The sequence below is a fragment of the Pseudonocardia halophobica genome, assembly GCF_027922425.1.
Taxonomy (GTDB): domain Bacteria; phylum Actinomycetota; class Actinomycetes; order Mycobacteriales; family Pseudonocardiaceae; genus Pseudonocardia; species Pseudonocardia halophobica.
Map to the genome: position 1 here is coordinate 1 of NZ_BSFQ01000053.1, position 23,269 is coordinate 23,269.

The following is a 23,269-nucleotide window of genomic DNA, read 5'->3' on the forward strand; positions in this document are numbered from 1 at the left end:
ACCTCGTCTGGGCGCTGCTCCGTGACAACCGCCGCTTCACCACCGAGGCACCGGCCCCCGCAGCCAACGCGGCTTGACACGGTCATTGAAACTCCTCACCGGCCCTTGAGGGCGTCGGGAACCTGCTTGAGCGTGTCGACCGTGCGTTCGGGGGTGGGGTGGGTGCGGCGCGCGTTGTTCCGCCCGACGACGAAGGCGATCGCCCCGATCACCGCCCAGACCACGGCCACGATCACGCCGGCCCAGCCGCTGTCCATGACGTTGCTCAGCCCCGCCCAGAGGGCGACCGAGAGGAACAGCAGCACCATGTAGCCGGCGAACCCGGCGGCCCCGAAGCCGCCGGCGGCCTTGCCCGCCTTGCGGGCCTCCTGCTTCAGCTCGGCCTGCGCGAGCGCGAGCTCCTGCCGCATCAGGGTCGAGAGGTCGCGCGAGACCCGGCCCATGAGGTCGCCGACCGACACGTCGGAGACGTCGGGCGGGCCGCCGGCCGGGCTCGCCCCGGCCGGATGGGGCGCCGCCTGCGGCTGGTCGAACGGAACGGGCGGGGGAGCCGAGTGCCGACCCGCTCCGTGGTCGGCCGGCATCCCCGGCGGCATCCCCGGCGGCACGTTCGGCGGCATGTTCGGCGGGAGGTCCCGCGAGAGGTCGCGCGGCGGGCCGCCGCCCGGCGCGCTCACCGGCCGTCCTGGTCGTTCACGCGCGGGTCACCGCGGCGGCCCAGCTCGTCGACGTACTCGCCGACGGTCGTCGAGCCCGGTCGCGGCGCGTGCGCCGGACCGGAGCCCGGCGGCGCGGGGGGTGGCGGCACCAGGGGCCCGCCCTGCGGCGGCGTGGGCGCGTTCGGCGGTGGTCCCTGCCCGACCGCGCCCGGTCCCGGGGGCACGGGCGGGGTGGACCCCGGGCCCGGCGTCACGGGCGCCGGCGGCGGTGGGGCCGCGGGCATGCCCTGCCCGGCCACCCCGTAGCCCGGGGGCACGGCCTGTCCGGGGCCGTGACCGGGGGGAACGCCCTGGGCGGCGTGGTGGTCCCTCGGCCACGGCGTGGGCGCGTCGTCCGGCTGCGACGTGCCCTTCTCGTGCTCGACGACGCCTCGGGTCAACCGCCCGACCAGGACCCCGGCCAGGGCGGCGCCGGCGAGGAAGGCGCCCGGGCGGCGGCGGGCCACCCGGCGGACCTCCTCGACCAGGTCGCCCGGCTCGCGCTCCCGCAGCCAGGACGCGAAGCGCTCGGCCCGGTCGGCCGCCTCGTGGGCCAGGTCGGCGACCGGGCCGCCGTCGGCCGACCCCGCCATCTGCCGCAGCTGGTCGGCGACGTCGTGCACGCCGTCGGCGGCCTGACGCTGCGTCGAACCCGCCTGCTCCTGCAACCGGCCGCGCGCCTGCCCGACGAGGTCCTTCGCCTGCCGGCGTGCCTCGCCGGCGACGTTGCGTGCCTCCTCGGCCGCCGTACCGGCGACCTGCCCGCCCGCCTCGGCGGCGGTGCGACCGACCTCGGCGCCCTCGGCCCGGACGGTCTCGCTGGTGCTCTCCGTCACTGCCCGCTCCTTCCGTTCGGAGATGGCCGGGGCGGTACCCGAGCCCGGGTCCGGGGACACCGGCCCACGGCGCGCCGTCGCTCAATCACCCGGACGGCCCAGGCCGCCGTGACGACGCCGCCGAACGGGTGGCCGTGGGAAGATCCGCGGTCGGTTTCGGCCGAGGTGACACGGGTAGTGACGCGGGAGGACGAAGGGGGACCGCATGGGCGTGCGGACGTGGCTCGGGTCGATCGGGGCCTCGACGCCGTTGGGGGCGTGGCCGGTGTACCGGCAGCTGACGGGCGCGGACCCGCTCGGCCGGGGGGCCGCGGCGCAGTCGCCGAAGCACGTCGGCCTGCGACCGCGGACGGCCTCCGCGGACCGCGTGGCCGGCTCGGTGTGTCCCTTCTGCGCGGTCGGGTGCGCGCAGAAGGTCTACGTGCGCGACGAGGAGGTCGTGCAGATCGAGGGCGACCCGGACTCGCCGATCTCGCGCGGCCGCCTGTGCCCCAAGGGTTCCGCGAGCCTCCAGCTGGTGACCGGCCCGCAGCGCCTGGACAAGGTCCGCTACCGCGCCCCGTACGCCACCGAGTGGACCGAGCTGGACCTGCACGAGGCGATGGAGATGATCGCCGACCGGGTCGTCGCGGCGCGCGAACGCGGCTGGCAGGAGCGCGACGCGCAGGGCAGGCGGCTGAACCGGACCGTCGGGCTCGCGGCCCTCGGCGGCGCCACCCTGGACAACGAGGAGAACTACCTCCTCAAGAAGCTGTTCACGGCCATGGGCGCGATCCAGATCGAGAACCAGGCCCGTATTTGACACTCCGCCACCGTCCCCGGTCTGGGGACCTCCTTCGGTCGCGGCGGCGCGACGGACTACCAGCAGGACCTCGCGAACTCCGACTGCATCATCATCATGGGCTCGAACATGGCCGAGGCCCATCCGGTCGGGTTCCAGTGGGTGATGGAGGCGAAGGCGCGCGGCGCCCGGGTGATCCACATCGACCCGCGCTTCACCCGGACCAGCGCGGTCGCGGACACCTACGTCCCGATCCGCGCGGGCTCGGACATCGCCTTCCTCGGCGGCGTGATCCGGTACGTCCTGGACAACGACCTGGACTTCCGCGAGTACGTCGCGGCGTACACGAACGCGTCGTTCCTCGTCCGGGAGGACTTCGCCGACACCGAGGACCTCGACGGGCTGTTCTCCGGCTACGACCCGGACACCGGCACCTACGACCGCGACAGCTGGTTCTACGAGGGCACGGAGCCGCCGCGGGACGACGACGGCGACCGCGCGAAGACCTTCAGCGAGCCGTTCCAGGCCGGCGCGAGCGGCGCCGGCATCGACCGCGCGGCGGAGGCCGAGCGGGACCCGACGCTCCAGCACCCCCGGTGCGTCTTCCAGGTCCTGAAGCGGCACTTCGCCCGCTACACGCCCGAGATGGTCGAGCGGGTCTGCGGCACCCCGCAGGAGGAGTTCCTTGAGGTCTGCCGCGCATGGACGGCCCACTCGAACCGTGACCGGACCACCGCGCTGGTCTACAGCGTGGGCTGGACGCAGCACAGCGTCGGCGCGCAGTACATCCGCGCGGGCGCGATCCTCCAGCTGCTGCTGGGCAACATCGGCCGGCCCGGCGGCGGCGTGTTCGCGCTGCGCGGGCACGCGAGCATCCAGGGCTCCACGGACATCCCGACGCTGTTCAACCTGCTGCCGGGCTACCTGGCGATGCCGAACGTGTCGCACACCGACCTCGACGCGTGGATCGCCGACCAGCGCACGGGCGGGCACAAGGGCTACGGCTACGACGTCGACGCCTACATGGTCTCCCTGCTCAAGGAGTACTTCGGCGACGCGGCCACCCCGGAGAACGACTTCGGCTTCGGCTGGCTGCCGAGGATCGACGGCGACCACGGCACCTACCGCACCGTGATGGACATGATCGACGGCAAGGTGTCCGGCTACTTCGTGCTCGGCCAGAACCCCGCCGTCGGCTCGGCGCACGGCAAGCTCCAGCGGCTCGGGATGGCCAACCTGGACTGGCTGGTCGTGCGGGACCTCAACGAGATCGAGACGGCGACCTTCTGGCGGGACTCGCCGGAGATCGAGACCGGCGAGATCGTGCCCGAGCGGTGCCGCACCGAGGTGTTCCTCATGCCCGCGGCGTCGCACGTGGAGAAGGAGGGCACCTTCACCCAGACCCAGCGGATGCTGCAGTGGCGCACCAAGGCCGTGGAGCCGACCGGTGACCGGCGCTCCGAGCTGTGGTTCGCCTACCACCTGGGCCGGCTGGTCCGGGAGCGGCTGGCAGGGTCCACACAGGAGCGCGACGAGCCGATCCTGAAGTTGGCGTGGGACTACGTCACCGAAGGAGAAGGCGTCTGGGTCGAGCCGTCGGCCGACGACGTCCTGCGCCGGATCAACGGCCACGACCTCACCACCGGTGACCTGCTGCCGAGCTACCTCGGACTCAAGGCCGACGGCAGCACCTCCTGCGGTTGCTGGATCTACAGCGGGGTCTACGCCGACGGCGTCAACCAGGCCGCGCGGCGCAAGCCCCACACCGAGCAGGGGCCCTACGACGCCGAGTGGGGCTGGACCTGGCCGATGAACCGGCGCGTTCTCTACAACCGGGCCTCCGCGGACCCGGAGGGCCGGCCGTGGAGCGAGCGGAAGAAGCTCGTCTGGTGGGACGCGGACGAGGGCGCCTGGACCGGGCACGACATCCCCGACTTCCCGCGGACCACCCCGCCGGGGCACCGGCCGCCGGACGACGCGACGGGGCCCGCCGCGCTGTCCGGCGACGACCCGTTCGTCATGCAGCCCGACGGGAAGGCCTGGTTGTTCGCGCCGCACGGCCTGCTCGACGGGCCGCTGCCGACCCACTACGAGCCGCACGAGTCCCCGGTGCGCAACCCCCTGTACCGGCAGCAGGGCAACCCGACGCGCAAGGTGTACGGCAGGCCGGACAACCCGTCGAACCCCGCGCCGCCCGAACACGGGTCCGAGGTGTTCCCGTACGTCCTCACCGCGGCGCGGCTGACCGAGCACCACACCGCGGGCGGGATGAGCCGGCAGCTGCCGTACCTGTCGGAGCTGCAGCCCGCACTGTTCGTGGAGGTGTCGCCCGAGCTCGCCCGCGAGCGGGGCCTGGCGCACCTCGGCGACGCGCACGTCGTCACGAGCCGGGCGGCGGTGCAGGCCCGGGTGGTGGTCACCGACCGGCTGGCGCCGCTGCGGGTCGACGACCGCGTGGTGCACCAGGTCTGGCTGCCCTACCACTTCGGACACACGGGTCTGGTGTCCGGCGACGTCGTCAACGACCTGTTCGGCGTCGTCCAGGACTCCAATGTGTTCATCCAGGAGAGCAAGGTCGCGACCTGCGACGTCCGGCCCGGCCCGCGGCCGCGCGGACCGGCGCTGCGGGCACTGCTCGACGAGGTGCGGGCCGCCGCCGGGATCACCGTGGAGACCGGGACGCGGATCGCCACGTCGCACGGCGTGCCGCACACCGAGGAGGGTTCATGAACCGGCTGTACGGGCCGCTCGACGACGTGGCGGGCGACGCCGGGCACGTGGAGCACCCGCCCCGCGTCGGCTTCTTCACCGACACCTCGGTGTGCATCGGCTGCAAGGCGTGCGAGGTGGCCTGCAAGGAGTGGAACGCGGTCCCCGAGGACGGGCTGGACCTGCTCGGCATGTCCTTCGACAACACCGGGATGCTCGGCGCGGACTCGTGGCGGCACGTCGCGTTCGTCGAGCAGGCGCGGGTGACGGGACGCCAGGACCCGGGCTTCGCGGGCCTGCCCACCGGGCCGAGCGGGATCCCGGAGACCGCGGGGGCGGTCGAGGCGCGGCTGGAGGCGGCGCCGCGCGGGGGATCGGAGCTGGGCACGGAACCGTTGCCGCCGGGCCGGCCGGAGCCGCAGGCGTTGGGGATGCCCGGCTTCGACCGGCCGGGCGACCTCACCGGTGCCGAGGGCCGGACCGACTTCCGGTGGCTGATGGCGTCGGACGTCTGCAAGCACTGCACGCACGCCGGGTGCCTCGACGTCTGCCCGACCGGGGCGCTGTTCCGCACCGAGTTCGGCACCGTCGTGGTGCAGCAGGACATCTGCAACGGCTGCGGGTACTGCGTGTCCGGCTGCCCCTACGGGGTGATCGACCGGCGGCAGCACGACGGCCGCGCCAACAAGTGCACGCTCTGCTACGACCGCATCGGCGACGGCCTCGAACCCGCCTGCGCCAAGGCGTGCCCGACCGACTCGATCCAGTTCGGCGAGCTCGACGAGCTGCGCGAGCGCGCCGACCGCCGGCTCGCCCAGCTGCACGACCTCGGGGTGGGCGAGGCGCGGCTGTACGGCCGGGACCCGGACGACGGCGTGGGCGGCGACGGCGCCTTCTTCCTGCTGCTCGACGAGCCCGAGGTGTACGGCCTGCCGCCGGACCCGCACGTCCCGACCCGGGACGCGCCGGCGATGTGGAAGCGGGCGGGCCAGGCCGCGGCGGCGTTCCTGCTGGCGGGCGTGGCGGCCTTCGTGGCGGGGGGTCGGCGGTGACCGGCCCCGAGCCCGCCGAGCTGCCCAGCGACGCGGGCGGCGGTGCCGCGCGCTCCGCGGAGATGTTCCAGGGGATCCGGCGGCGGCGCGGCGGTCGACACGGTGGTCGGCGGGGTGGCGGCGAGCCGACGGTCGTCCCCGAGGCGGAGTTCCGGTCCTACTACGGGCGTCCCGTGCTCAAGGCGCCGGTGTGGGAGTGGAAGATCGCCGCCTACCTGTTCTGCGGCGGGCTGGCCGCCGGGTCGTCGGTGGTCGCCGCGGGCGCGGACCTCACCGGCCGGCCCGCGCTGCGGCGCTCGAGCCGGCTCGGCTCGCTGGGCGCGCTGCTGGCCAGCCTGTACTTCCTCGTGTCGGACCTGGGGCGGCCCGAGCGCTTCCACCACATGCTGCGGGTGCTCAAGCCGACCTCCCCGATGAGCGTGGGGACGTGGATCCTCAGCGCGTTCGGCGCGGGCGCGGGAGCCGCCGCGGTCGACGAGCTGGTGCCGCGCCGGTGGCGTCGCACCTGGCCCGCCCGGCTGCTGCGCCGGCTGGCCCGGCCGCTCGGGCTGAGCGCGGCCGCGACGGCGCCCGGGGTGGCGTCGTACACCGCGGTCCTGTTGTCGCACACCGCCGTTCCCGGGTGGAACGAGGTGCGGGACGAGCTGCCGTTCGTCTTCGTCGGGTCCGCGGCGGCCAGCGGCGGCGGGTTCGGGATGCTCTGCGCGCCGGTCGCGGAGGCGGGCCCGGCGCGGGCGTTCGCCGCGGTCGGGGCGGCGGGCGAGATCGTGGCCTCGCGAGTGATGGAGCACCGGCTCGGGCTGGTCGGCGAGGTGTACCGGGAGGGTCACGTCGCGCGGCTGTGGCACGCCTCGGAGGCGCTGACGGCGGCGGGCCTGGCCGGGACGCTGCTCGTCGCCCACCGGAGCCGGGTCGGCGCCGCCGCCTCGGGCCTGGCGCTGCTCGCGGGCAGCGCGCTGCAGCGCTTCGGGGTGTTCGAGGCGGGCGTGGCGTCCACGAAGGACCCGAAGTACGTCGTGGTGCCACAGCGCGAGCGGCTCGACGCCAGGGGCAGCCGCCCCTGACGCCTCGCAGGATGGCTCCATCACGCGCCCGGAAGCGGCACCGGCGCGCGTCATGGATCCACAACGCGTTCGCGGGCGATGCTGGCGCGCGTCGTGGAGCCGTGGTGCTCGGCGGTCCGGCGGTCAGAGGGACCGCAGGGCGGCGTCGAGGTTCGGGTACCGGCTCATCCGTCTGACGAGCTGCTGCGCGGCCAGCGGGAGGCGCCCGGCGACCGCGTCGAACCCGACGACGTGCAGGCCCATCCCGTGCCGCTGCGCGGTGCCGGTCGCGCGGGCCAGCGTCTCGACGGCCGCGCCGGTGGCGGAGTCGACCGCGGTCAGGTCGAGGACGATGTGCCGCGTCGTCGCGCGGTTGACGTCGCGGAGCCGGATCCGGGCGTCGACCAGGCGCAGCAGGCGGGTGCCCACGATCTGGTCGAGCGCTCCTTCGACGGCGATGACGTGGACGTCCGCCCGCGGGCCGGAGATCGCCAGCCGGCCGGGCCGGATCGGGGCGGCAACACTCACGACTGCTCCTTCCTCGTGCCTGCCCGTCGCGTTCCCGGTGCGGTGATCGTTCATGCCTCGGGCCGGCTTTCCGCGACGAACCCGGCTCGCGCTCCCGTCGAGGCACCCGAGTTGCCGGATCGGCAACGGAACTTGCCGCTGCTCAGGTCTTTCGCGCACTCTCGCCCCCGGAGGTGGTCGAGATGGCCGAGGAACTGGGAACGGGTCACGACGTGGTGGTCGTCGGCGGCGGCGCGGCGGGCCTGAACGGCGCGCTGATGCTGGCGAGGGCGCGGCGGTCCGTGGTGGTGATCGACGGCGGCGAGCCCCGCAACGCGCCGGCGTCGGGCGTGCACGGGCTGCTGGGCCGGGAGGGGATGTCCCCGGCGGAGCTGCTGGAGCGGGGCCGGGCGGAGGTGCGCGGGTACGGCGGCGAGGTCGTGGCCGGTGAGGTCGCCACGGTGACGCGGGACGGCACGGGATTCCGGGTGGCGCTGGCGGACGGCCGGACCACCCGCGCCCGGCGGCTGCTCGTCACGACCGGGCTGGTCGACGAGCTGCCCGACGTCCGGGGGCTGCGGGAGCGGTGGGGCCGCGACGTCCTGCACTGCCCCTACTGCCACGGCTGGGAGGTGCGGGACCGGGCGATCGGCGTGCTGGCGACCGGCCCGATGTCGGTGCACCAGGTGCTGCTGTTCCGGCAGTGGAGCGCGGACGTCACGTTCTTCACCCACACCGCGGCGCCGCTCACGGACGAGGTGGCGGAGCAGTTGGCCGCTCGCGACATCGCCGTCGTCGAGGGCCCGGTGGAGTCGCTGGACGTCGTCGACGACCGGCTCGCCGGGGTGTGTCTCGCCGACGGCCGGAGCGTCCCGCGCGAGGCGCTCGCCCTGGCGACCCGGATGGTCGCGCGGGCGGGATTCCTCGGGTCGCTGGGCCTGCACGCCGTCGAGCACCCCAGCGGGATGGGGGAGCACCTGCGGACCGACCCGGCGGGGCGGACCGACGTGCCCGGCGTGTGGGCGGCGGGAAACGTCGCCGACCCGTCCGCGCAGGTCGGAGGGGCCGCGGCGGCAGGGGCGTACGCAGCGGCACAGATCAACGCGGACCTGGTCGTCGAGGAGACCCGCGCGGCGGTCGACGCCCGCCGGGACCCCTTCTCGGCCGGGTCCGAGGAGCGCGTCGCCGCCCTGGTCGCGGGGGGCCGGCGGCACGGCCTCTGAGATCTTCTTGTGACCGAGGTCACCAAAGCCCAAGTAAGGGCTTTCGACCCCTGCCGCACGGTCGGTCGGGAACGAGAATCCCCGATGTGCCGGAGTCCTCCACAGCCGTGTCCGACGGCAGGGCCGATCTCGTCGAGATCGACCGTGCCGAGTGTCTGCGGCTCCTGGCGACCGCCGACCTCGGACGGGTGATCTACACCGAGGGGGCCATGCCCGCGGCGCACCCCGTCACCTACGTGCTCGACGGCGAGGAGATCGTCTTCCGCTCCGCGGGCGGGCCGACGCTGGTCGCCGCGACCCGCGGGGCCGTCGTCGCCTTCCAGGTGGACCGGATCGACGCCGAGGACCACACCGGGTGGAGCGTGCTCGGCATCGGGCAGGCCTACGAGGTCACGGACCGCTCGCGGCTGTCCGCGCTGGTCCGGCTCCTGCACTCGCCCTGGCCCCCGAGCCGGGGCGGGCACACGATCAGCATGCCGCTCGCCCGACTCACCGGGCGCCGGCTGGTCGCCCACTGACCATCGCCCCCCTCCCGACGACTCTCCCCGGATCCGGTGTCGCTTCCGTGGCCGTGGCACGGGAGGATGACCGCATGACCGAACCCGAACGGGTGGCCGCGGGCCCGTTCGACGACGAGCCCGCGGGCTCCGTCCGGCTCGACCAGGTGCCGGAGGGGGTCGTGCTCGCCGTCGCCGGTGCCCTCGACCTCTCGCTCGCGCCCAAGGTGCAGCGCACGGTGGAGCGCGCCGCGCGGCTGCGCCCGGCGCTGCTCGTGATCGACCTGACCGAGGTGACCTTCCTGGCGTCCGCCGGCATGGCGGAGCTCGTCCGGGCCAACCGGCAGCTGGGCGGGCAGGTCCCGGTCCGCGTCGTCGCGACCGGCCGGCTCGTCCTGCGCCCGCTGGAGCTGACCCGGCTCACGGACGAGCTCACGATCCACCCCACCCTCGCCGACGCCCTCGCCGCCGGATGAGCCGCCGGATGAGCCGCCGATGATCGAGGAGCGGAACGGGGCCGACGGGGCGATCCCCGGGTCCGACGCGCTGCTGGCCGCCCTGGCGTCGGCGTTCACCGGCCCCGACGGGCGTCCCGTGCCCGTCGAGCGGCTCGTGCTCACCGCCGGCCAGCTCGCCGGCCTGCGCCCGGTCGACGGCGCGGGCGTGCTGGTCCCCGACGCGGCGCAGCTCGCCGCGCTGCTCCCGGGCGCCACGGCGGCGCTCGTCGTCCTCGACGGGGACGGCACGGAGAACGGGGACGGGAGCAACGGGACGCAGGACGCCGTCGCCCTGGTGACCCACGCCGCGGTCGGCCGGTCGCACCTGCTCGCGGCCGAGGCGGTCGCCGCGGCCACGGGCGGGCTCCGTCGCGCGATGGGTGCCCTGCGCACCGAGGCCGCGGTGATCGACGCGCTGCACTCGGTGGGCCGCCGGCTCACCGCGCAGCTCGACATCGGCCGCATCGTCCAGGAGGCCACCGACGCGGCGACCACGGCCGTCGGCGCGGCGTTCGGCGCGTTCTTCTACAACCTGGTCAACCAGTTCGGCGAGTCCTACACGCTCTACACGCTGTCCGGCGTGCCGCGGGAGGCGTTCTCGCGCTTCCCGATGCCCCGCAACACGGAGGTGTTCGCGCCGACCTTCGACGGCAAGGGCACCGTCCGCAGCGACGACATCACTGCCGACCCGCGCTTCGGCCGCAACGCCCCGTACCACGGCATGCCCGAGGGTCACCTGCCCGTGCGCAGCTACCTCGCGGTGTCGGTGATCAGCCCGACGAGCGGCGAGGTGCTCGGCGGCTTCTTCTTCGGCCATCCCGAGCCGGCTCGGTTCACCGGGCGCCACGAGTACGTGGCCGAGGGCATCGCGGGCTACTCGGCGATCGCGCTGGACAACGCCCGGATGTTCGAGCGGGAGCGCGACTTCACCCGCGAGCTCTCGCGCAGCATGCTGCCCGAGACCCCCACGGTCCCCGGGCTGGAGCTGGTCACCCGGTACCTGCCCGCGGCCACCGGGCCGAAGATCGGCGGCGACTGGTTCGACGTCATCCGGCTCCCGTCCGGCGCCACCGCCTTCGTGATCGGCGACGTCGTGGGGCACGGGGTCACCGCCGCCACCGTCATGGGGCAGGTCCGCACCGCGATCCGCTCCTACGCCCTGCTCGGCCTGCCGCCCTCGGAGGTGCTGCGGCACGTCTCGGCGCTGCTCGACAGCTTCACCGACTCGACCTTCGTCACCTGCTTCTACGCCGTTCAGACGCCCGACGACGGCCTGGTCTACGCCAACGCCGGGCACCTGCCGGCCCTCCTGCTCCGCGCCGACGGCCCGATCGAGCAGCTCGGCGAGGCGCTGGCCCAGCCGCTCGGCGTCGGGTCCGTGTTCCCGGAGCGCACGGCGGAGTTCCGCCGGGGGGACGACCTGTTCCTGTACACGGACGGGCTGGTGGAGAGCCGCAGCCGGGACGTCACCGAGGGTCTGGAGTGGCTGCTCGAGGCGGTCGCCGCGCTGCCGCGCCCGGTCACCGTCGAGTCGTGCGACGGGCTCGTCGCGCAGCTGACCGGCGGGACGCACGACGACGACGTGGCCCTGATCTACGTGCACCGCACCGGGGAGCCCGGGTGAGGCGCACCCGCGGGAGCGACGAGCGCGCGCCCGCTACCGCCAGCACCGCGAGGACGGCACGACCGTCACGATGAGCCGGCGGCTCGGGCCGGCCTGAGCCCGGCCCGGCGGTCCCGCGCCCACCACTCGGCGCCGAGCAGCACCATCAGCGCGAGCTCGACCGGCAGGCCGCCGTAGTACAGCAGCTCCGCACCCGCCCGGGCCTGCTCGGCCGGGATCCCCGGCGGCGGGGTGGCGTAGAGCGTCTTCGCGAGGACGTCGTGCGCGGCGACGGCGGCGACCAGCACCGCCGCGCGGAGGCCGAGACGCGCCCGGTGCGGCGCCGGGTCCGGGCTCACCAGCGCCGCGGCGAACAGCGTGCCGGCCGACAGCATGTGGACCGCGACCAGCGCGTGCACGGCCGGGTCCGCCGCCGCGTGCAGGCCGGTCCGGAACATCACCCACAGCCCGCCGACGTCGAGCAGGGCGGCGACGACGGGGTGGCCGACCAGGCGGACCGGCCCCGACCGCAGCACCCCGGCCAGCCGGCGGGCGCGGACCACCGGCAGCGTCCGCAGCGCGAGCGTGACCGGCGCGGCACGTACGAGGAGCAGCGGCGCGAACATGCCGAGCAGGAGGTGCCCGACGACGTGGAGCCGCAGGTCGCCGTGCCCGGTCAGCGGGGCACCGACCACGGCCGCCGCGACCCCGCCGAGCCAGCACGCCGTCCGTCCGGCAGGCCACGGGCGCCCGAGGACCGCCGCCAGATACACCCCCGCGACGACGGCGCCGACCAGCCCCGCGAGCTCGTGCCCGCTCACGCGCGCCGCGTCCGGGCCAGCAGCACCAGGCCCACGACGAGCAGGACGGCGGCGAGGACGTTCCACACGACGTCGTAGACCAGCACGTCGGGCACGTACCGGATCTGGTGCAGGCCCAGCAGCTTGTGCTGGACCAGCCCGTCGTAGAGCTGGAAGGCGCCGCCGCCCGCCAGCGCCCCGCCGACCACGCGCAGCGGCCGGACCTCGCGGTCCCGGCGCAGCGCGGCGAGCAGGAACAGCGCGGCGACGGTGGCGAACCAGCTGAAGGCGTGGAAGATCCCGTCCGACACCAGGCCGGCCGCCGAGCTCGCCCGGTCGTAGAAGTGGTGCCAGTGCAACAGCTGGTGGAACACGGTCTCGTCGACGAACGCCACCGCGCCGAGCCCCAGCAGCACGCCCGCGAGCGCGTTGCGCCGCCCCGCCCGGCGCGTGACCGCGCGGTCCGTCCCCGTCGTCCCCGCCATCGCGTGCTCCCTCCCTCGCCCGGGGGCACTACCCGGCGCGGCCCGCCGGACACGGGGGCGCGCGGATTGGTTCACGCGGACGCGGGGTATGGCACCCGGGTGGCCGATCACCCGCGTGCGGACCGACCCGTGTCCACCACCACCGAGACCTGCTCGCCCTGGCTGGCCGACCACGCCGCCGTCCGCTACACCGGGCCCTCGACCGAGCGGCACTTCGACGTGCTCGTCCTCGGCGCCGGCATCACCGGGCTGACCACGGCGTACCTGCTGAAGGAGCGCGGCGCGCGGGTCGCGGTCGTCGAGGCGGACCGGGTGGCCTCCGGCGCGACCGGCAACAACACCGCCAAGGTGACGGCGCTGCAGGCCACGATGCTGTCGCGGATCCGGTCGGCCCGCGGCGCGGAGGCGGCGGCCTACTACGCCGAGCACAGCCTGCGCGGCGTCGAGCTGGTGGCGGCCGTGGTGGAGGAGCTGGGCGTCGACTGCGACCTGCGGCGGCGGGAGGCCTGCACGGTCGCGGCGGACCGCTCCGAGCTGCGGTCGGTGGAGAAGGAGTTCGAGGCCGCGCGGGCCGCCGGGCTGCCGGTGGAGTGGACCGAGGAGACCGACCTGCCCTTCCCGGTCGCGGGCGCGGTCCGGCTGCCCGGCCAGGTCGAGCTGCACCCGGTCCGGTACGCCCGCGCGCTGGCCGCGGCCGTGCACGGCGGCGGCTCCGCGGTGTTCGAGCGCACCCGCGCGACCTCGCTCACCGAGGACGACCCGGTCCGCGTCGGGACGACCCGGGGGGTGCTGACCGGCGACCGGGTCGTCGTCGCGACGCACTACCCGGTCTGGGACCGCGGGGTCTACTTCGCGCGGATGGAGGCGGTGCGGGCCTACTGCGTGGCCGCGCGGGTCCGCGGCGGCCCGCCGCGCTCGATGTCCATCACCGCGGGTTCGCCGAGCTGGTCCTTCCGCTCGCTCGGTGACCAGGTGATCCTCTGCGGCCAGGACCACCCGGCGGGGGAGCGGGGCGTCGACCCGGGCCGCTACGGCGTGCTCGAGGACTTCCTGCGCCGCCACTTCGCCGTCGAACGGGTCACCCACCGCTGGTCGGCGCAGGACGCCCTGCCCTACGACCACACCCCGATGGTCGGCACCTACACCCCGGTCTCGTCGCGGGTGTTCGTCGCCGCCGGCTACTCGAAGTGGGGGCTCTCCGGCGGCAGCATGGCGGCGGCCCTGCTCGCGGAGCAGCTCGCGGGCGGACCCGGTTCCCCGGTGCTCACCCCGCACCGCGTCAGCCCGCGGGCGCTGCCCACCCTGGCCCGGACGAACGCCAAGGTCGCACTCGACCTCGTCGGCGACCGGCTGCGGCCGGGGGAGGCCGGGTCGGCAGCGGCGGTCCCCGCGGGGGAGGGGCGGATCGTCCGCTCGGGCACCGACCGCACCGGCGTCTACCGCGACCCCGGCGGCGGCCTGCACGCCGTCTCGGTGCGCTGCACGCACCTCGGCTGCCTGCTGCGGTTCAACGGCGCCGAGCGCAGCTGGGACTGCCCGTGCCACGGCTCCCGGTTCGACGTCGACGGCGCGGTCCTCGAGGGCCCCGCGGTCAGCCCCCTCGAACGCCGACCGGTGCCGGGCGCCCGGGGCGCCGGCGACCGGCGCGCCTAGACTCCGATGGTGCGACCCGCCGAGAGCGGAGCGGCCACGGACGCCGGCCCCCACACGACCGGTGACCGGCTCCGCCGGATCCAGACGCTCACCGACACCGAGCTCGCCCGGCTCGGGGTCGACGAGATGCTGGCCGAGGTGCTCGAGCGCGTCCGGGACCTGCTCGAGGTCGACACCGTGGCCGTGCTGCTGCTCGACCCCTCGGCCACGTTCCTCGTCGCCACCGCCACCCGCGGGCTGGAGGAGGAGACCAGCCAGGGCGTGCGGATCCCGATCGGCCGGGGCTTCGCCGGCCGGATCGCGGCGGAGCGACGCCCCGTGATCATCGACGAGGTCGACCACTCCAACGTCCTCAACCCGATCCTGCGGGAGAAGGGCATCCGGTCCCTGCTCGGCGTCCCGCTGCTGGTCGCGGGGGACGTGATCGGCGTGCTGCACGTCGGCGTGCTGGTCCCGCGCGCGTTCACCCCCGAGGACGCCGAGCTGCTGCAGCTGGCGGCGGACCGCATCGCGCTGGCGACGCAGGCCCGGATGACCCAGGCCGAGCGGACGGCCGCTGCGGCCCTGCAGCGCAGCCTGCTGCCCGGTCAGCTGCCGACCGTGCCGGGGCTGGAGCTCGCCGCACGGTACGTGCCCGGCGACGGCGGCGAGGTCGGCGGCGACTGGTACGACGTGTTCGACCTCCCGTCGGGACGGCTGTGCGTGGTGGTGGGCGACGTCGTCGGGCGCGGGCTGCAGGCGTCCGTCGCGATGGGCCGGCTGCGCAGCGCCGTGCGCGCCTACGCCCTGCTCACCGAGGACCCGGCGGAGCTGCTGCGCAAGCTCGACGTGCAGGTCCAGCACTTCGAGCGGGACGTGATGGCGACCGTGCTGTGCGCGGTCGTGGAGGTCGACCAGAGCGTGGCCTGGGTGGCCTCGGCCGGACACCCGCCACCGGTCCGCAGCCTGGCGGGCGAGTCCGGCGAGCTGATGGACGTGGAGCCCGACCCGCCGATCGGCCTGACGCCGGTGCGCCGCCGGCGCGCCCGCGCCGTCGACCTGCCCGTCGGGTCCTGCCTGGTCCTCTACACGGACGGCCTGGTGGAGCGCCGCAGCGAGTCGCTCGACGTCGGGCTGGCGCGGCTCACCGAGGCGGTGCGGCCCGGGCCCGCCGAGCAGCTCTGCGCACGGATCATGGGCCGGCTCATCGGCAGCCGGACGTCCGCGGACGACGTCGCGCTGCTGGTCGTGGCCCGGCCGGGCGACGACGGGACGGCGCCGCTGCGGCTGGCCGAGCCCGCCGAGCCGCGGTCGCTGCGGTCCGTGCGGCAGTCCCTGCGGGCCTACCTCGGCTCGGTCGGGGCCACCCCGGAGGAGATCTCCGACCTGGTCCTGGCCGTGGGCGAGGCGTGCGCCAACGTCGTCGAGCACGCCTACGGGCCGGGTGGCGGCGTGCTCGAGGTGCACCTCGAGATGCACGGGCGTCGGGTGCGGGCGACCGTCCGCGACACCGGGGCGTGGCGCGAGGCCCGTGGGGTCAACCGCGGGCGCGGGACCACCCTGATGCACGGGCTCGTCGACGAGGTCCACGTCGACCGCGACGCCACCGGTACCCGGGTCGTGCTGGAGAAGTCTCTGGGGAGGAACTCGTGACCGACGTGAGCGTCGACGCGCATGAGGCCGAGCCCGGCCACTGGGAGATCGCCGTCGGCGGTGAGGTCGACCTGGAGAACGCGGCGGCCGTCGAGCAGCGCCTGCAGGACGTGATCACCAACCGGGCGCGGTCGGTGGTGCTGGACCTGGGCGGGCTGACCTACCTCGACAGCGCCGGGCTGCGCTCGTTGTTCACCCTCGCGAACCGCCTCGAACTGCTGCAGGTGGGGCTCGAGATCGTGCTGCCCGCGGACTCGCCGGTCCGCAAGGCCGTGCTGCTCGTGGGGCTGGGCGAGATCGTCCCCATCCGCGAGCGCTGATCTGGAACGGTCCAGTGGCACGGGCGCTTGCGCGTGCCCAAACCTGTAGTGCAGAATCGAGATATCCCGATCGGAGCCTGGAGGTTCCGGTCGGAGCGCATCGCCACAGTGCCGGACTGGAAGGAGCGACCCGCGATGCTGATGCGTACCGACCCGTTCCGTGAGTTCGACCGCCTCGCCCAGCAGGCCCTCGGAACGGCCGCCGGGACGTGGTCCCGCCCCGCCGCCATGCCGATGGACGCCTACCGCCACGGCGACGAGTTCGTCGTCGAGTTCGACCTCCCCGGCGTCGATCCCTCGGCGATCGAGCTGTCCGTGGAGCGCAACGTGCTCACGGTCAAGGCCGAGCGCCGCCCGACGCTGCGCGACGAGCACGTCGAGATGCAGGTGTCCGAGCGGCCCCTGGGCGTCTACTCGCGCCAGCTGTTCCTCGGCGACACGCTCGACACCGAACACGTGCACGCCGACTACCACTCCGGAGTTCTGACCCTCCGCATCCCTGTCGCAGAGAGGGCCAAGCCGCGTAGCATCGCCATCTCCACCGCGAACGATCCGGGGCGCCGCGAGATCGACGCCTGACCGTCCGACCGACCGGGCCACCCGGGCCCGGCCGGCTCTCCTCGGAGCAGAACGCAGGTGAGGCCCGATGAGCGCACGCGACCTCGGCGGGCCGCCCGCCGCGCGCGGGCGCGCCGGGATCCCCCACGCCCTGCCCCGGGAGCGGTCGCCGCCCCGTCGCCGCCGCACCGCGCGGGTGCCGCGTGCACCCGCGCGGTCGCGGACCCCGCGACCTCCCGTGCCCCTCCCTCCGCCCGCCACGCGGACCCCGCCGCACCCCAGGAGCCCCCGTGAGCCTCGCCTCCGTCTGGCTGCAGCTGCACGACGGCAGCCTCGTCCGAGCCGACCAGGCCACCGAGATCACCGTGCACCCGACCCCGGCCCTGTCCGGGAAGCCGGCCCACTGGCTGCTCACCGTCTCCGTGCCCGTGTCCGTGGGCAGCGGCGATCGCGGGGGCTGGCGGACCGAACAGCTGCACCGCACGCTCGCCCAGACCTCCACGCCGCCGACCGACGCGCCGCTGGCCCTGGCCCGGCTGCTCGCCCGGCTCGACGCGGCCGACGCCTCCGGCGTCGTCCACGCCGACACCTCGCACGTGCGGCACCTGCCGCACCCCGACCACACGCTCGGCGCCGGTGAGGTCCGCCTCGGCTTCACCGCCTTCGCCGGCGCGGAGCCCGGCACGGCGCTCGACGGTGTCGTCACCCCGGACGACCCGGAGGAGCTCGCGGAGGACCGGTCCCGCCGGGCCGCACTCGCGGGGAGCGGCGCCGGCCCCCGCTGACCGGTCCGTTTCCCGCCCACGATCGTCGTCCCGCACCGGCCGGACGGTCCGCCGCCACGGGGCACCGGACGGTCGACGAACCTTCAGAGTCCACGACGACCGAGAGGAGGTCACACACAGCGGAGACATACGCAGAAGAGATCGGATCACCCACCGGGCCGGGCGACGGGAGCACGGCGCTGCGGACGCACGCCGTCACACCACCTCCTGCCGCCCGGCCCCCGACGTGCGAGGTCGCCCGGCGCCCGACATGCGGGGGAGTGGGCGGCCCGGGCCCGGGTACCAGGCCCGGATGGATCCCGCTCCCGCGCCCGGTGGCTCGTCGCTGACCTTCGTCGGCACCGCGACGACCCTGCAGCGGCTCGGCCCCTTCACCGTCCTCACCGACCCGAACTTCCTGCACCGCGGCGAGCGGGCATACCTGGGCCACGGCCTCAGCAGCAGGCGGCGAACGGAACCGGCGCTCGGCCCCGAGGACCTGCCGCCGCTCGACGCCGTGGTCCTGTCACACCTGCACGGCGACCACTTCGACCGGCGCGCGCGGCGCGGCCTCCCGCGATCCGTGCCGATCGTGACCACCCCGCACGCCGAGCGACGCCTGCGCCGGCAGGGTTTCGGCGCGGCCGAGGGGCTGCGCACCTGGCAGAGCTGGGAGACCTCACGCGGCGACGAGGTGCTGCGGGTGACCGCGGTGCCCGGGCAGCACGGTCCGGCGCTGGTGCACCGGGCCCTCCCGCCGGTCATGGGCGCGGTGCTGGAGCTCGAACGCGCCGGTCGCACCGTCCTGCGGCTCTACCAGACCGGCGACACGCTGATGCGTCCCTTCCTGCACCGCGTCCACGAGCGCTTCGGCCCGCCCGACGTCCTCGTCGCGCACCTGGGCGGGACACGGGTCGCCGGGGTCCTCGTGACGATGGACGCGCGGCAGGGCGCGGACCTCGTGGAGGCGTTCCGGCCCGGCACCACGATCCCGGTGCACCACGACGACTACGACGTCTTCCGGTCCCCGCTCAGCCACTTCACGCAGGAGCTGTACGACCGTGGGCTCTCGGCGGGGCTGCGGGTGCTGCACCGGGGTGAGACCGCCCAGCTGGAGCCGGCCGCGCGGGTCGTGCCCGGCTGACGTCGTCGGCCGGCGGCGCGACGGGTGCCCGGTCGTCGAGCAGCCCCCGCCGGAGCTCGGCGAGGGTCCGCGAGAGCAGCCGGGAGACGTGCATCTGCGAGATGCCGACCCGTTCCGCGATCTGCGTCTGGGTCATCTCGCCGAAGAAGCGCAGCATGAGGATCGTGCGTTCGCGCTCGGGGAGGCGGTCGAGCAGCGGGCGCAGCGCGTCGCGGTACTCGACGAGGTCGAGCTCGCGGTCCAGCTCGCCGAGCCGGTCGGCCAGCGGGCTGTCGCCCTCCTCGTCGCCCGCGACGGCGTCGAGCGAGCCGGCGCTCTGGTTCGCCTGGGCGTCGAGGGCCTCGATGACCTCCTCGACCCCGGCGCCGAGGTGCGCGGCCAGCTCGCTCGGCTTGGGCGCCCGGCCGAGCTGCTGGGACAGCGGCCCGGTGGCGCGGCGGATGGCCACGCCGAGGTCCTTCAGCCGCCGCGGCACCCGCATGCTCCAGGTGCGGTCGCGGAAGTAGCGCAGGATCTCCCCGCGCACGCACGGGATGAGGTAGCCGAGGAACTCGCCCTGGGCGCGCTCGGGGTCCCAGCGGTCGATCGCCGAGATGAGCCCCACCGTCGCGACCTGCACCAGGTCGTCGAGCCCGCCGGGGTAGCCGCGGCTGTGCTTCTTCGCCAGGTGCCGGGCCACCGGCAGGAACCCGAGGACCAGCTCGTCGCGCAGCGCGCGCCGCCGGGGATCGGCCGGGTCCAGCTCCGCGTAGGCGTAGAGGCCGGGCATGAGATCGACGTACTCGCTGTCCGGCGGCACGTCCGTCGTGTCGGTGGTGTCGGCAGGGGTGACGGCGGGGTCTGCGGTGATGTCGGCGGTGGTGTCGGCGGTGATGCCGGCGGGACGCTCCGCGTCGCCGGTTCCGCCGGCGGGCGGCGTCCTGAGCCCGGCCGTCACCGGACGCCTCCGGTACGCGGGTGCGGCGCCCTGACGGGGCGGTCGAGTCGGGGCTCGACGGTCACGTGGGGCGCTCCCTCCGTCGTGGACGTGCTGATCGACGGGCGGACTGTTTCACCCCGGCGCCGGGACGCCGGTCCGGACGCTACCCGCGCGGATGATCGGGCGCAGGGCGGGAGCGGGGTGGTGGCGGGACTCCGCCCGGTCGGGGGGCGGGACGTGCGGCATCGCGGTGGCCGCACACCCGCGGGCAGGGCTGCTGCGCGTCCGCACCTGTGCCGGCCCGGTGTGAGGTGGTGCCGCGAGGGGCGTGCCGTACCCGGAGGCATGTGCGGCGACCCCGCGTCGGCGCCCCCTTGCTCCCTGCGACCCGACGGACGTCCCCTGCGCGAACCTCGTGGGTCGCTCGTGATGCACGCCTCGCGGTGTAACGCCCGCACCCCCCACCGACGCTGACACCCCGGTGAGCACGTTCGAATGGTGGGAGGTCGACCTCCGGGTGGACGGCGTACGGGTCGACGGGGTGCGGGTGCGGGCGGCGGAGCCCGCCGAGGGCACGGTGGTCCTTGCGATCGCCGGTGAGATCGACGTCGCGCACGCGGATGCCGTGCGGCGGGCCGCGGAGCTGCGGCTCGGCCGGGGTGTGCGGCTGGTGCTGGATCTCTCGGACCTGACCTATCTCGGCTCGCACGGGATCGCGGTCCTGGCCGATCTCGACGTGGCGGCGCGGGCCCGCTCCGGCGCGCTCGTCGTGGTGACCGGCGCGGAGAACAAGGCGGTGCTGCGCCCCGTCGCCCTCACCGCGATGGACCAGGTGCTGCGGCTCGCCCCCACCCTCGACGTCGCGCTCGCCTCCTGAGGCCGGGGCTGCAGCTCACCCCACGCTCGTCTCCCGAGACCTACCGCCGCGCCTCCACGACGTACGCGGCCATCTCCCCGCTGACCTCGCCGGACCCCAGCAGCGCGGTCATCGTGTCGCCCACCGTGCGGAGCGCGTCCGCCGACCCGTCCCGTTCCGCGATCTGGGCGCGCAGCGGGGTGCCCGCACAGAACCCTTCCGCCACCGCGGCCGCCGACGGCGCGGTCCCGGTCCGCACCACCCGCTCGACGTCGACGACGGTGAACCCGGCCTCGCCCAGGTCGGCCCGGATCCGCTCCGGGTCGGTGTAGCCGTGCGGCACCGCCTCGACGAACGACGGCGGGTCGGTCGGGAAGGCCGCGCGCAGGCCGGCGCAGAGCGCCTCGGCGAAGGCGTGCGCCCCCACCTCGTCCCACGCGGTGAACAGGAACCGGCCGCCGGGCACGAGCACCCGCCGGACCTCGGTGTACGCCGCCGGGCGGTCCGGGAAGAACATCACCCCGAAGCCGCAGACGACCAGGTCGACCGAGCCGTCGGCGGCCGGCAGGTGCGCGGCGTCGGCCTGCTCCCAGCGCGCCCGGGCCTCCCGGCACGCGCCGTGCCCGACCATCGCCGGGTTGAGGTCGGTGGCGAGCAGGTCGGTGCCGGGCAGCGCGTCGGCGAGGGCCCGGGTGACGACGCCGGTGCCGGCCGCGATCTCGAGTACCCGGCGGGGCGCGGTGGTGGCCGCCCGGGCGGCCAGCTCGGCGGCGAAGGGCGCGAACACGGGCGCCTCCAGCCCGGACGCATAGGCCTCGGGCATCGAGTCGACCCACGTCCGGTCCCGTTCGTCCGCCATCGGACGACGGTAGGACGTCCGGGGCCGTCGCGGTTCCGCCGGACGGCGCACGTCCCCGACATCCGTGTGAGGCAGGACACCGGGTGTTTGGCGCTCCTGCTGCCGTGGGACCCGCCGATCACGAGGGTCGAGACCGACGGCCCGAACCGGCGAGCCGGCCCCCGGGTCGTGGCGTCGTCCGGGTCCCCGTCGGGCGACCCGTACGCTGCGGCCGCTCCGGCCCGCCCGCCCCCGATCGTGGCAAGGAGCGACGTGACCCTGCACGCCCTGTCCGAGACCGGCCCCGAGCCGGATCCGCAGCTCACCCGCCCCAGCGAGTACGCCGACGAGATGCCGCGGCTGCGTCGCTTCGCCGGCCTGCCCGAGGGCTCGCCGGAGCGCGCCCGGCTGCGCTCCGAGCTGATCGTGGCGTTCCTGCCGGTGGTGCGGAACCTCGCCAAGCGGCATGGCGCGGGCTACCGCGGCGGCCAGGAGGACCTGGTCCAGGTGGGCACGGTCGGGCTGATCAACGCGATCGACCGGTGGAACCCGGACCGCGCCCAGGGCGAGTTCCTCGGCTTCCTCATCCCCTCGGTCCGCGGCGAGATGCTGCGCTACTTCCGTGACCGCACCTGGTCGGTGCGGGTGCCGCGGCGGCTCAAGGAGCTCAGCGTCGAGATCACCCGGGCCTCCGGGCCGCTCTCGCACCGCCTCGGCCGCGCCCCGAAGCCGAGCGAGCTGGCCCGGCACCTGGGCGTCGACGTCGGCGAGATCGTCGAGGCGCTCACCGCCAAGGCCAACCAGCACACCGCCCCGCTGGAGGCCGTGGCCGGCGACGAGCCCGGCACCGGCGTCGTCGACACCCTCGGCGACCTGGACCGCGACCTCGAGAAGGTGGAGAACCGCGAGGCGCTGCGCCCGCTGATCGCCGAGCTCCCCGAGCGCGAGCGCGGCATCCTCACCATGCGCTTCTTCGGGGACCGGACGCAGACGCAGATCGCCGAGCACTTCGGCATCTCGCAGATGCACGTCTCGCGGCTGTTGGCGCGCACCCTGGCGCGCCTCCGCGAGGGGTTGACCGAGGAGCGCGGGTGAGCCCGACCCGAACCCGGTGTCGCGCACGCGGTTGGAATCCGGGCGACCGGCAATGCGGGCGGTGTGGCCGGGATGAGTGACGACAGGGGAGAGCGGGCCCGGGCGGCGGAGACGATGCGGTCGGCACCGGCACTGCGCGCAGGCTTCGCACTGTGCGAGCTCACCCTGCGCGAGCTGTGGACGGCGCAGGTGGCCCTCGGCGGGATGCTGTCCGAGGACGAGCTGCGCGAGACGCTCGAGCTGCGGCGCGAGCCCACCTGGGCCGAGCACGACGTCGTCGCGGCGGCCCTCAACGAGTGGTTCACCGAGCGCGGCCAGGACCATCCCGTGGCCTACTCCGAGGAGCTGCGGTCCGAGACCCCCGACGGTCCGTGACGGACGGTTAGGCGGGCGCCCGTGCGGGAACCCGTTCCCCGATCGGGTGACGCGCCCGGACCGACGGACCCCTGGGGAGCGACCATGACCTCGACCGACCGGCCGACAGCGGACAGCCGGGACGACGCGACGAACGAGAACGCGCGCCCGCACCCGCGCGAGATGTTCATCCGCTTCCTCCTCGACACCGTGCGCGAGGACCCGTACCCCAGCGGCACCCAGCTCGACCTCATCGAGGAGTCGATCCCGGCGGCGATGGTGCCCGAGTACGTCGAGGTGCTCATCGAGAAGTCGCGCGAGGGCTGCTTCCCGAGCACGGACGTCCTGCGGCGGATCCAGCGGATGTCGGCCGGACCGGGTCCGTCGCCGCGCTGCTGAGCACCC

At 75.2% G+C, this 23,269-nt stretch carries 24 protein-coding genes; 17 read left to right on the forward strand and 7 right to left on the reverse strand.

The window, feature by feature from the left end; all coding sequences use genetic code 11:
* Window positions 1–95: 95 nt before the first annotated feature.
* The gene (locus PKE99_RS34190; RefSeq protein ID WP_231498448.1) at window positions 96–677 is read right to left on the reverse strand and encodes a phage holin family protein; all 582 of its coding nucleotides are present in this window, start codon (window positions 675–677) and stop codon (window positions 96–98) included.
* Complete coding sequence (locus PKE99_RS34195; protein ID WP_051738273.1) at window positions 674–1,534, reverse strand: hypothetical protein; 861 nt, start codon at window positions 1,532–1,534, stop codon at window positions 674–676. The genes PKE99_RS34190 and PKE99_RS34195 overlap by 4 nt, the downstream gene beginning before the upstream one ends.
* Before the next feature lie 205 nt (window positions 1,535–1,739).
* Here PKE99_RS34195 and fdh point away from each other — a divergent pair, with 205 nt between their 5' ends.
* From fdh to nrfD, 3 genes are read left to right on the forward strand one after another with little or no spacing between them, the layout of a single operon-like run.
* Complete coding sequence (fdh, locus tag PKE99_RS34200) at window positions 1,740–5,045, forward strand: formate dehydrogenase (RefSeq protein WP_231498450.1); 3,306 nt, start codon at window positions 1,740–1,742, stop codon at window positions 5,043–5,045.
* Window positions 5,042–6,076 carry a 4Fe-4S dicluster domain-containing protein gene (locus PKE99_RS34205; RefSeq protein ID WP_037053367.1) on the forward strand — a complete coding sequence of 345 codons (1,035 nt, stop codon included), beginning with the start codon at window positions 5,042–5,044 and terminating at the stop codon, window positions 6,074–6,076. The genes fdh and PKE99_RS34205 overlap by 4 nt, the downstream gene beginning before the upstream one ends.
* Complete coding sequence (nrfD, locus tag PKE99_RS34210) at window positions 6,073–7,140, forward strand: NrfD/PsrC family molybdoenzyme membrane anchor subunit (protein ID WP_037053368.1); 1,068 nt, start codon at window positions 6,073–6,075, stop codon at window positions 7,138–7,140. The genes PKE99_RS34205 and nrfD overlap by 4 nt, the downstream gene beginning before the upstream one ends.
* A 123-nt stretch (window positions 7,141–7,263) precedes the next feature.
* Here nrfD and PKE99_RS34215 read toward each other — a convergent pair whose 3' ends face one another.
* A complete protein-coding gene (locus PKE99_RS34215; RefSeq protein ID WP_037053369.1) occupies window positions 7,264–7,647 on the reverse strand; it encodes a hypothetical protein in 384 nt (127 codons plus the stop codon).
* A 182-nt stretch (window positions 7,648–7,829) separates the two neighbouring features.
* On the opposite strand from PKE99_RS34215, the gene PKE99_RS34220 reads away from it, so the two are divergent.
* The 4 genes from PKE99_RS34220 (at window position 7,830) to PKE99_RS34235 (ending at window position 11,467) form a co-directional block, all read left to right on the forward strand.
* Window positions 7,830–8,849, forward strand: coding sequence for an NAD(P)/FAD-dependent oxidoreductase (locus tag PKE99_RS34220; RefSeq protein WP_037053417.1), 1,020 nt, complete (start codon window positions 7,830–7,832; stop codon window positions 8,847–8,849).
* 107 nt (window positions 8,850–8,956) lie between these two features.
* A complete protein-coding gene (locus tag PKE99_RS34225) occupies window positions 8,957–9,367 on the forward strand; it encodes a pyridoxamine 5'-phosphate oxidase family protein (protein WP_037053370.1) in 411 nt (136 codons plus the stop codon).
* A 74-nt stretch (window positions 9,368–9,441) separates the two neighbouring features.
* The gene (locus PKE99_RS34230) at window positions 9,442–9,822 is read left to right on the forward strand and encodes an STAS domain-containing protein (RefSeq protein ID WP_037053372.1); all 381 of its coding nucleotides are present in this window, start codon (window positions 9,442–9,444) and stop codon (window positions 9,820–9,822) included.
* A 19-nt stretch (window positions 9,823–9,841) separates the two neighbouring features.
* Entirely contained in the window at window positions 9,842–11,467 is a 1,626-nt protein-coding gene (locus PKE99_RS34235) for a PP2C family protein-serine/threonine phosphatase (protein WP_037053374.1), read from the forward strand.
* A 65-nt stretch (window positions 11,468–11,532) separates the two neighbouring features.
* On the opposite strand, the gene PKE99_RS34240 is transcribed toward PKE99_RS34235, so the two are convergent.
* On the reverse strand, window positions 11,533–12,267 hold the full coding sequence (locus PKE99_RS34240) for a cytochrome c oxidase assembly protein (RefSeq protein WP_037053376.1): 735 nt from the start codon (window positions 12,265–12,267) through the stop codon (window positions 11,533–11,535).
* Window positions 12,264–12,731 (reverse strand): DUF2243 domain-containing protein, encoded by a 468-nt coding sequence (locus tag PKE99_RS34245; RefSeq protein ID WP_037053377.1) that lies wholly within the window; start codon window positions 12,729–12,731, stop codon window positions 12,264–12,266. Before PKE99_RS34245 ends, PKE99_RS34240 begins: the two co-directional genes overlap by 4 nt.
* A 129-nt stretch (window positions 12,732–12,860) precedes the next feature.
* Between PKE99_RS34245 and PKE99_RS34250 the strand changes: the two genes are divergently transcribed.
* The 6 genes from PKE99_RS34250 to PKE99_RS34275 all read left to right on the forward strand — a co-directional run bounded on the left by PKE99_RS34250 (window position 12,861) and on the right by PKE99_RS34275 (window position 18,802).
* Entirely contained in the window at window positions 12,861–14,384 is a 1,524-nt protein-coding gene (locus tag PKE99_RS34250) for an FAD-dependent oxidoreductase (protein WP_051738274.1), read from the forward strand.
* 9 nt (window positions 14,385–14,393) lie between these two features.
* A complete protein-coding gene (locus PKE99_RS34255) occupies window positions 14,394–16,016 on the forward strand; it encodes an ATP-binding SpoIIE family protein phosphatase (RefSeq protein WP_231498452.1) in 1,623 nt (540 codons plus the stop codon).
* Entirely contained in the window at window positions 16,013–16,336 is a 324-nt protein-coding gene (locus PKE99_RS34260; RefSeq protein ID WP_037053379.1) for an STAS domain-containing protein, read from the forward strand. Before PKE99_RS34255 ends, PKE99_RS34260 begins: the two co-directional genes overlap by 4 nt.
* A gap of 135 nt (window positions 16,337–16,471) precedes the next feature.
* Window positions 16,472–16,915, forward strand: a complete 444-nt coding sequence (locus PKE99_RS34265; RefSeq protein WP_037053382.1) for an Hsp20/alpha crystallin family protein — start codon at window positions 16,472–16,474, stop codon at window positions 16,913–16,915.
* A 269-nt stretch (window positions 16,916–17,184) separates the two neighbouring features.
* On the forward strand, window positions 17,185–17,679 hold the full coding sequence (locus PKE99_RS34270) for a hypothetical protein (RefSeq protein ID WP_051738276.1): 495 nt from the start codon (window positions 17,185–17,187) through the stop codon (window positions 17,677–17,679).
* A gap of 292 nt (window positions 17,680–17,971) precedes the next feature.
* Window positions 17,972–18,802: an MBL fold metallo-hydrolase gene (locus PKE99_RS34275; protein ID WP_037053384.1), complete on the forward strand. Its 831-nt coding sequence runs from the start codon at window positions 17,972–17,974 to the stop codon at window positions 18,800–18,802.
* On the opposite strand, the gene PKE99_RS34280 is transcribed toward PKE99_RS34275, so the two are convergent.
* Entirely contained in the window at window positions 18,699–19,739 is a 1,041-nt protein-coding gene (locus PKE99_RS34280) for a SigB/SigF/SigG family RNA polymerase sigma factor (protein WP_063739892.1), read from the reverse strand. The genes PKE99_RS34275 and PKE99_RS34280 overlap by 104 nt on opposite strands.
* 463 nt (window positions 19,740–20,202) lie before the next feature.
* Here PKE99_RS34280 and PKE99_RS34285 point away from each other — a divergent pair, with 463 nt between their 5' ends.
* Window positions 20,203–20,598: an anti-sigma factor antagonist gene (locus PKE99_RS34285; protein WP_081924715.1), complete on the forward strand. Its 396-nt coding sequence runs from the start codon at window positions 20,203–20,205 to the stop codon at window positions 20,596–20,598.
* Between the two features lie 40 nt (window positions 20,599–20,638).
* Here PKE99_RS34285 and PKE99_RS34290 read toward each other — a convergent pair whose 3' ends face one another.
* Entirely contained in the window at window positions 20,639–21,436 is a 798-nt protein-coding gene (locus PKE99_RS34290; RefSeq protein ID WP_197040883.1) for a class I SAM-dependent methyltransferase, read from the reverse strand.
* A gap of 252 nt (window positions 21,437–21,688) precedes the next feature.
* Between PKE99_RS34290 and PKE99_RS34295 the strand changes: the two genes are divergently transcribed.
* The 3 genes from PKE99_RS34295 to PKE99_RS34305 all read left to right on the forward strand — a co-directional run bounded on the left by PKE99_RS34295 (window position 21,689) and on the right by PKE99_RS34305 (window position 23,263).
* Window positions 21,689–22,510, forward strand: coding sequence for a SigB/SigF/SigG family RNA polymerase sigma factor (locus PKE99_RS34295; protein WP_231498454.1), 822 nt, complete (start codon window positions 21,689–21,691; stop codon window positions 22,508–22,510).
* A 72-nt stretch (window positions 22,511–22,582) separates the two neighbouring features.
* Window positions 22,583–22,885, forward strand: coding sequence for a hypothetical protein (locus PKE99_RS34300; protein ID WP_156068075.1), 303 nt, complete (start codon window positions 22,583–22,585; stop codon window positions 22,883–22,885).
* Between the two features lie 84 nt (window positions 22,886–22,969).
* Window positions 22,970–23,263: a hypothetical protein gene (locus tag PKE99_RS34305; protein ID WP_037053387.1), complete on the forward strand. Its 294-nt coding sequence runs from the start codon at window positions 22,970–22,972 to the stop codon at window positions 23,261–23,263.
* Window positions 23,264–23,269: the final 6 nt, after the last annotated feature.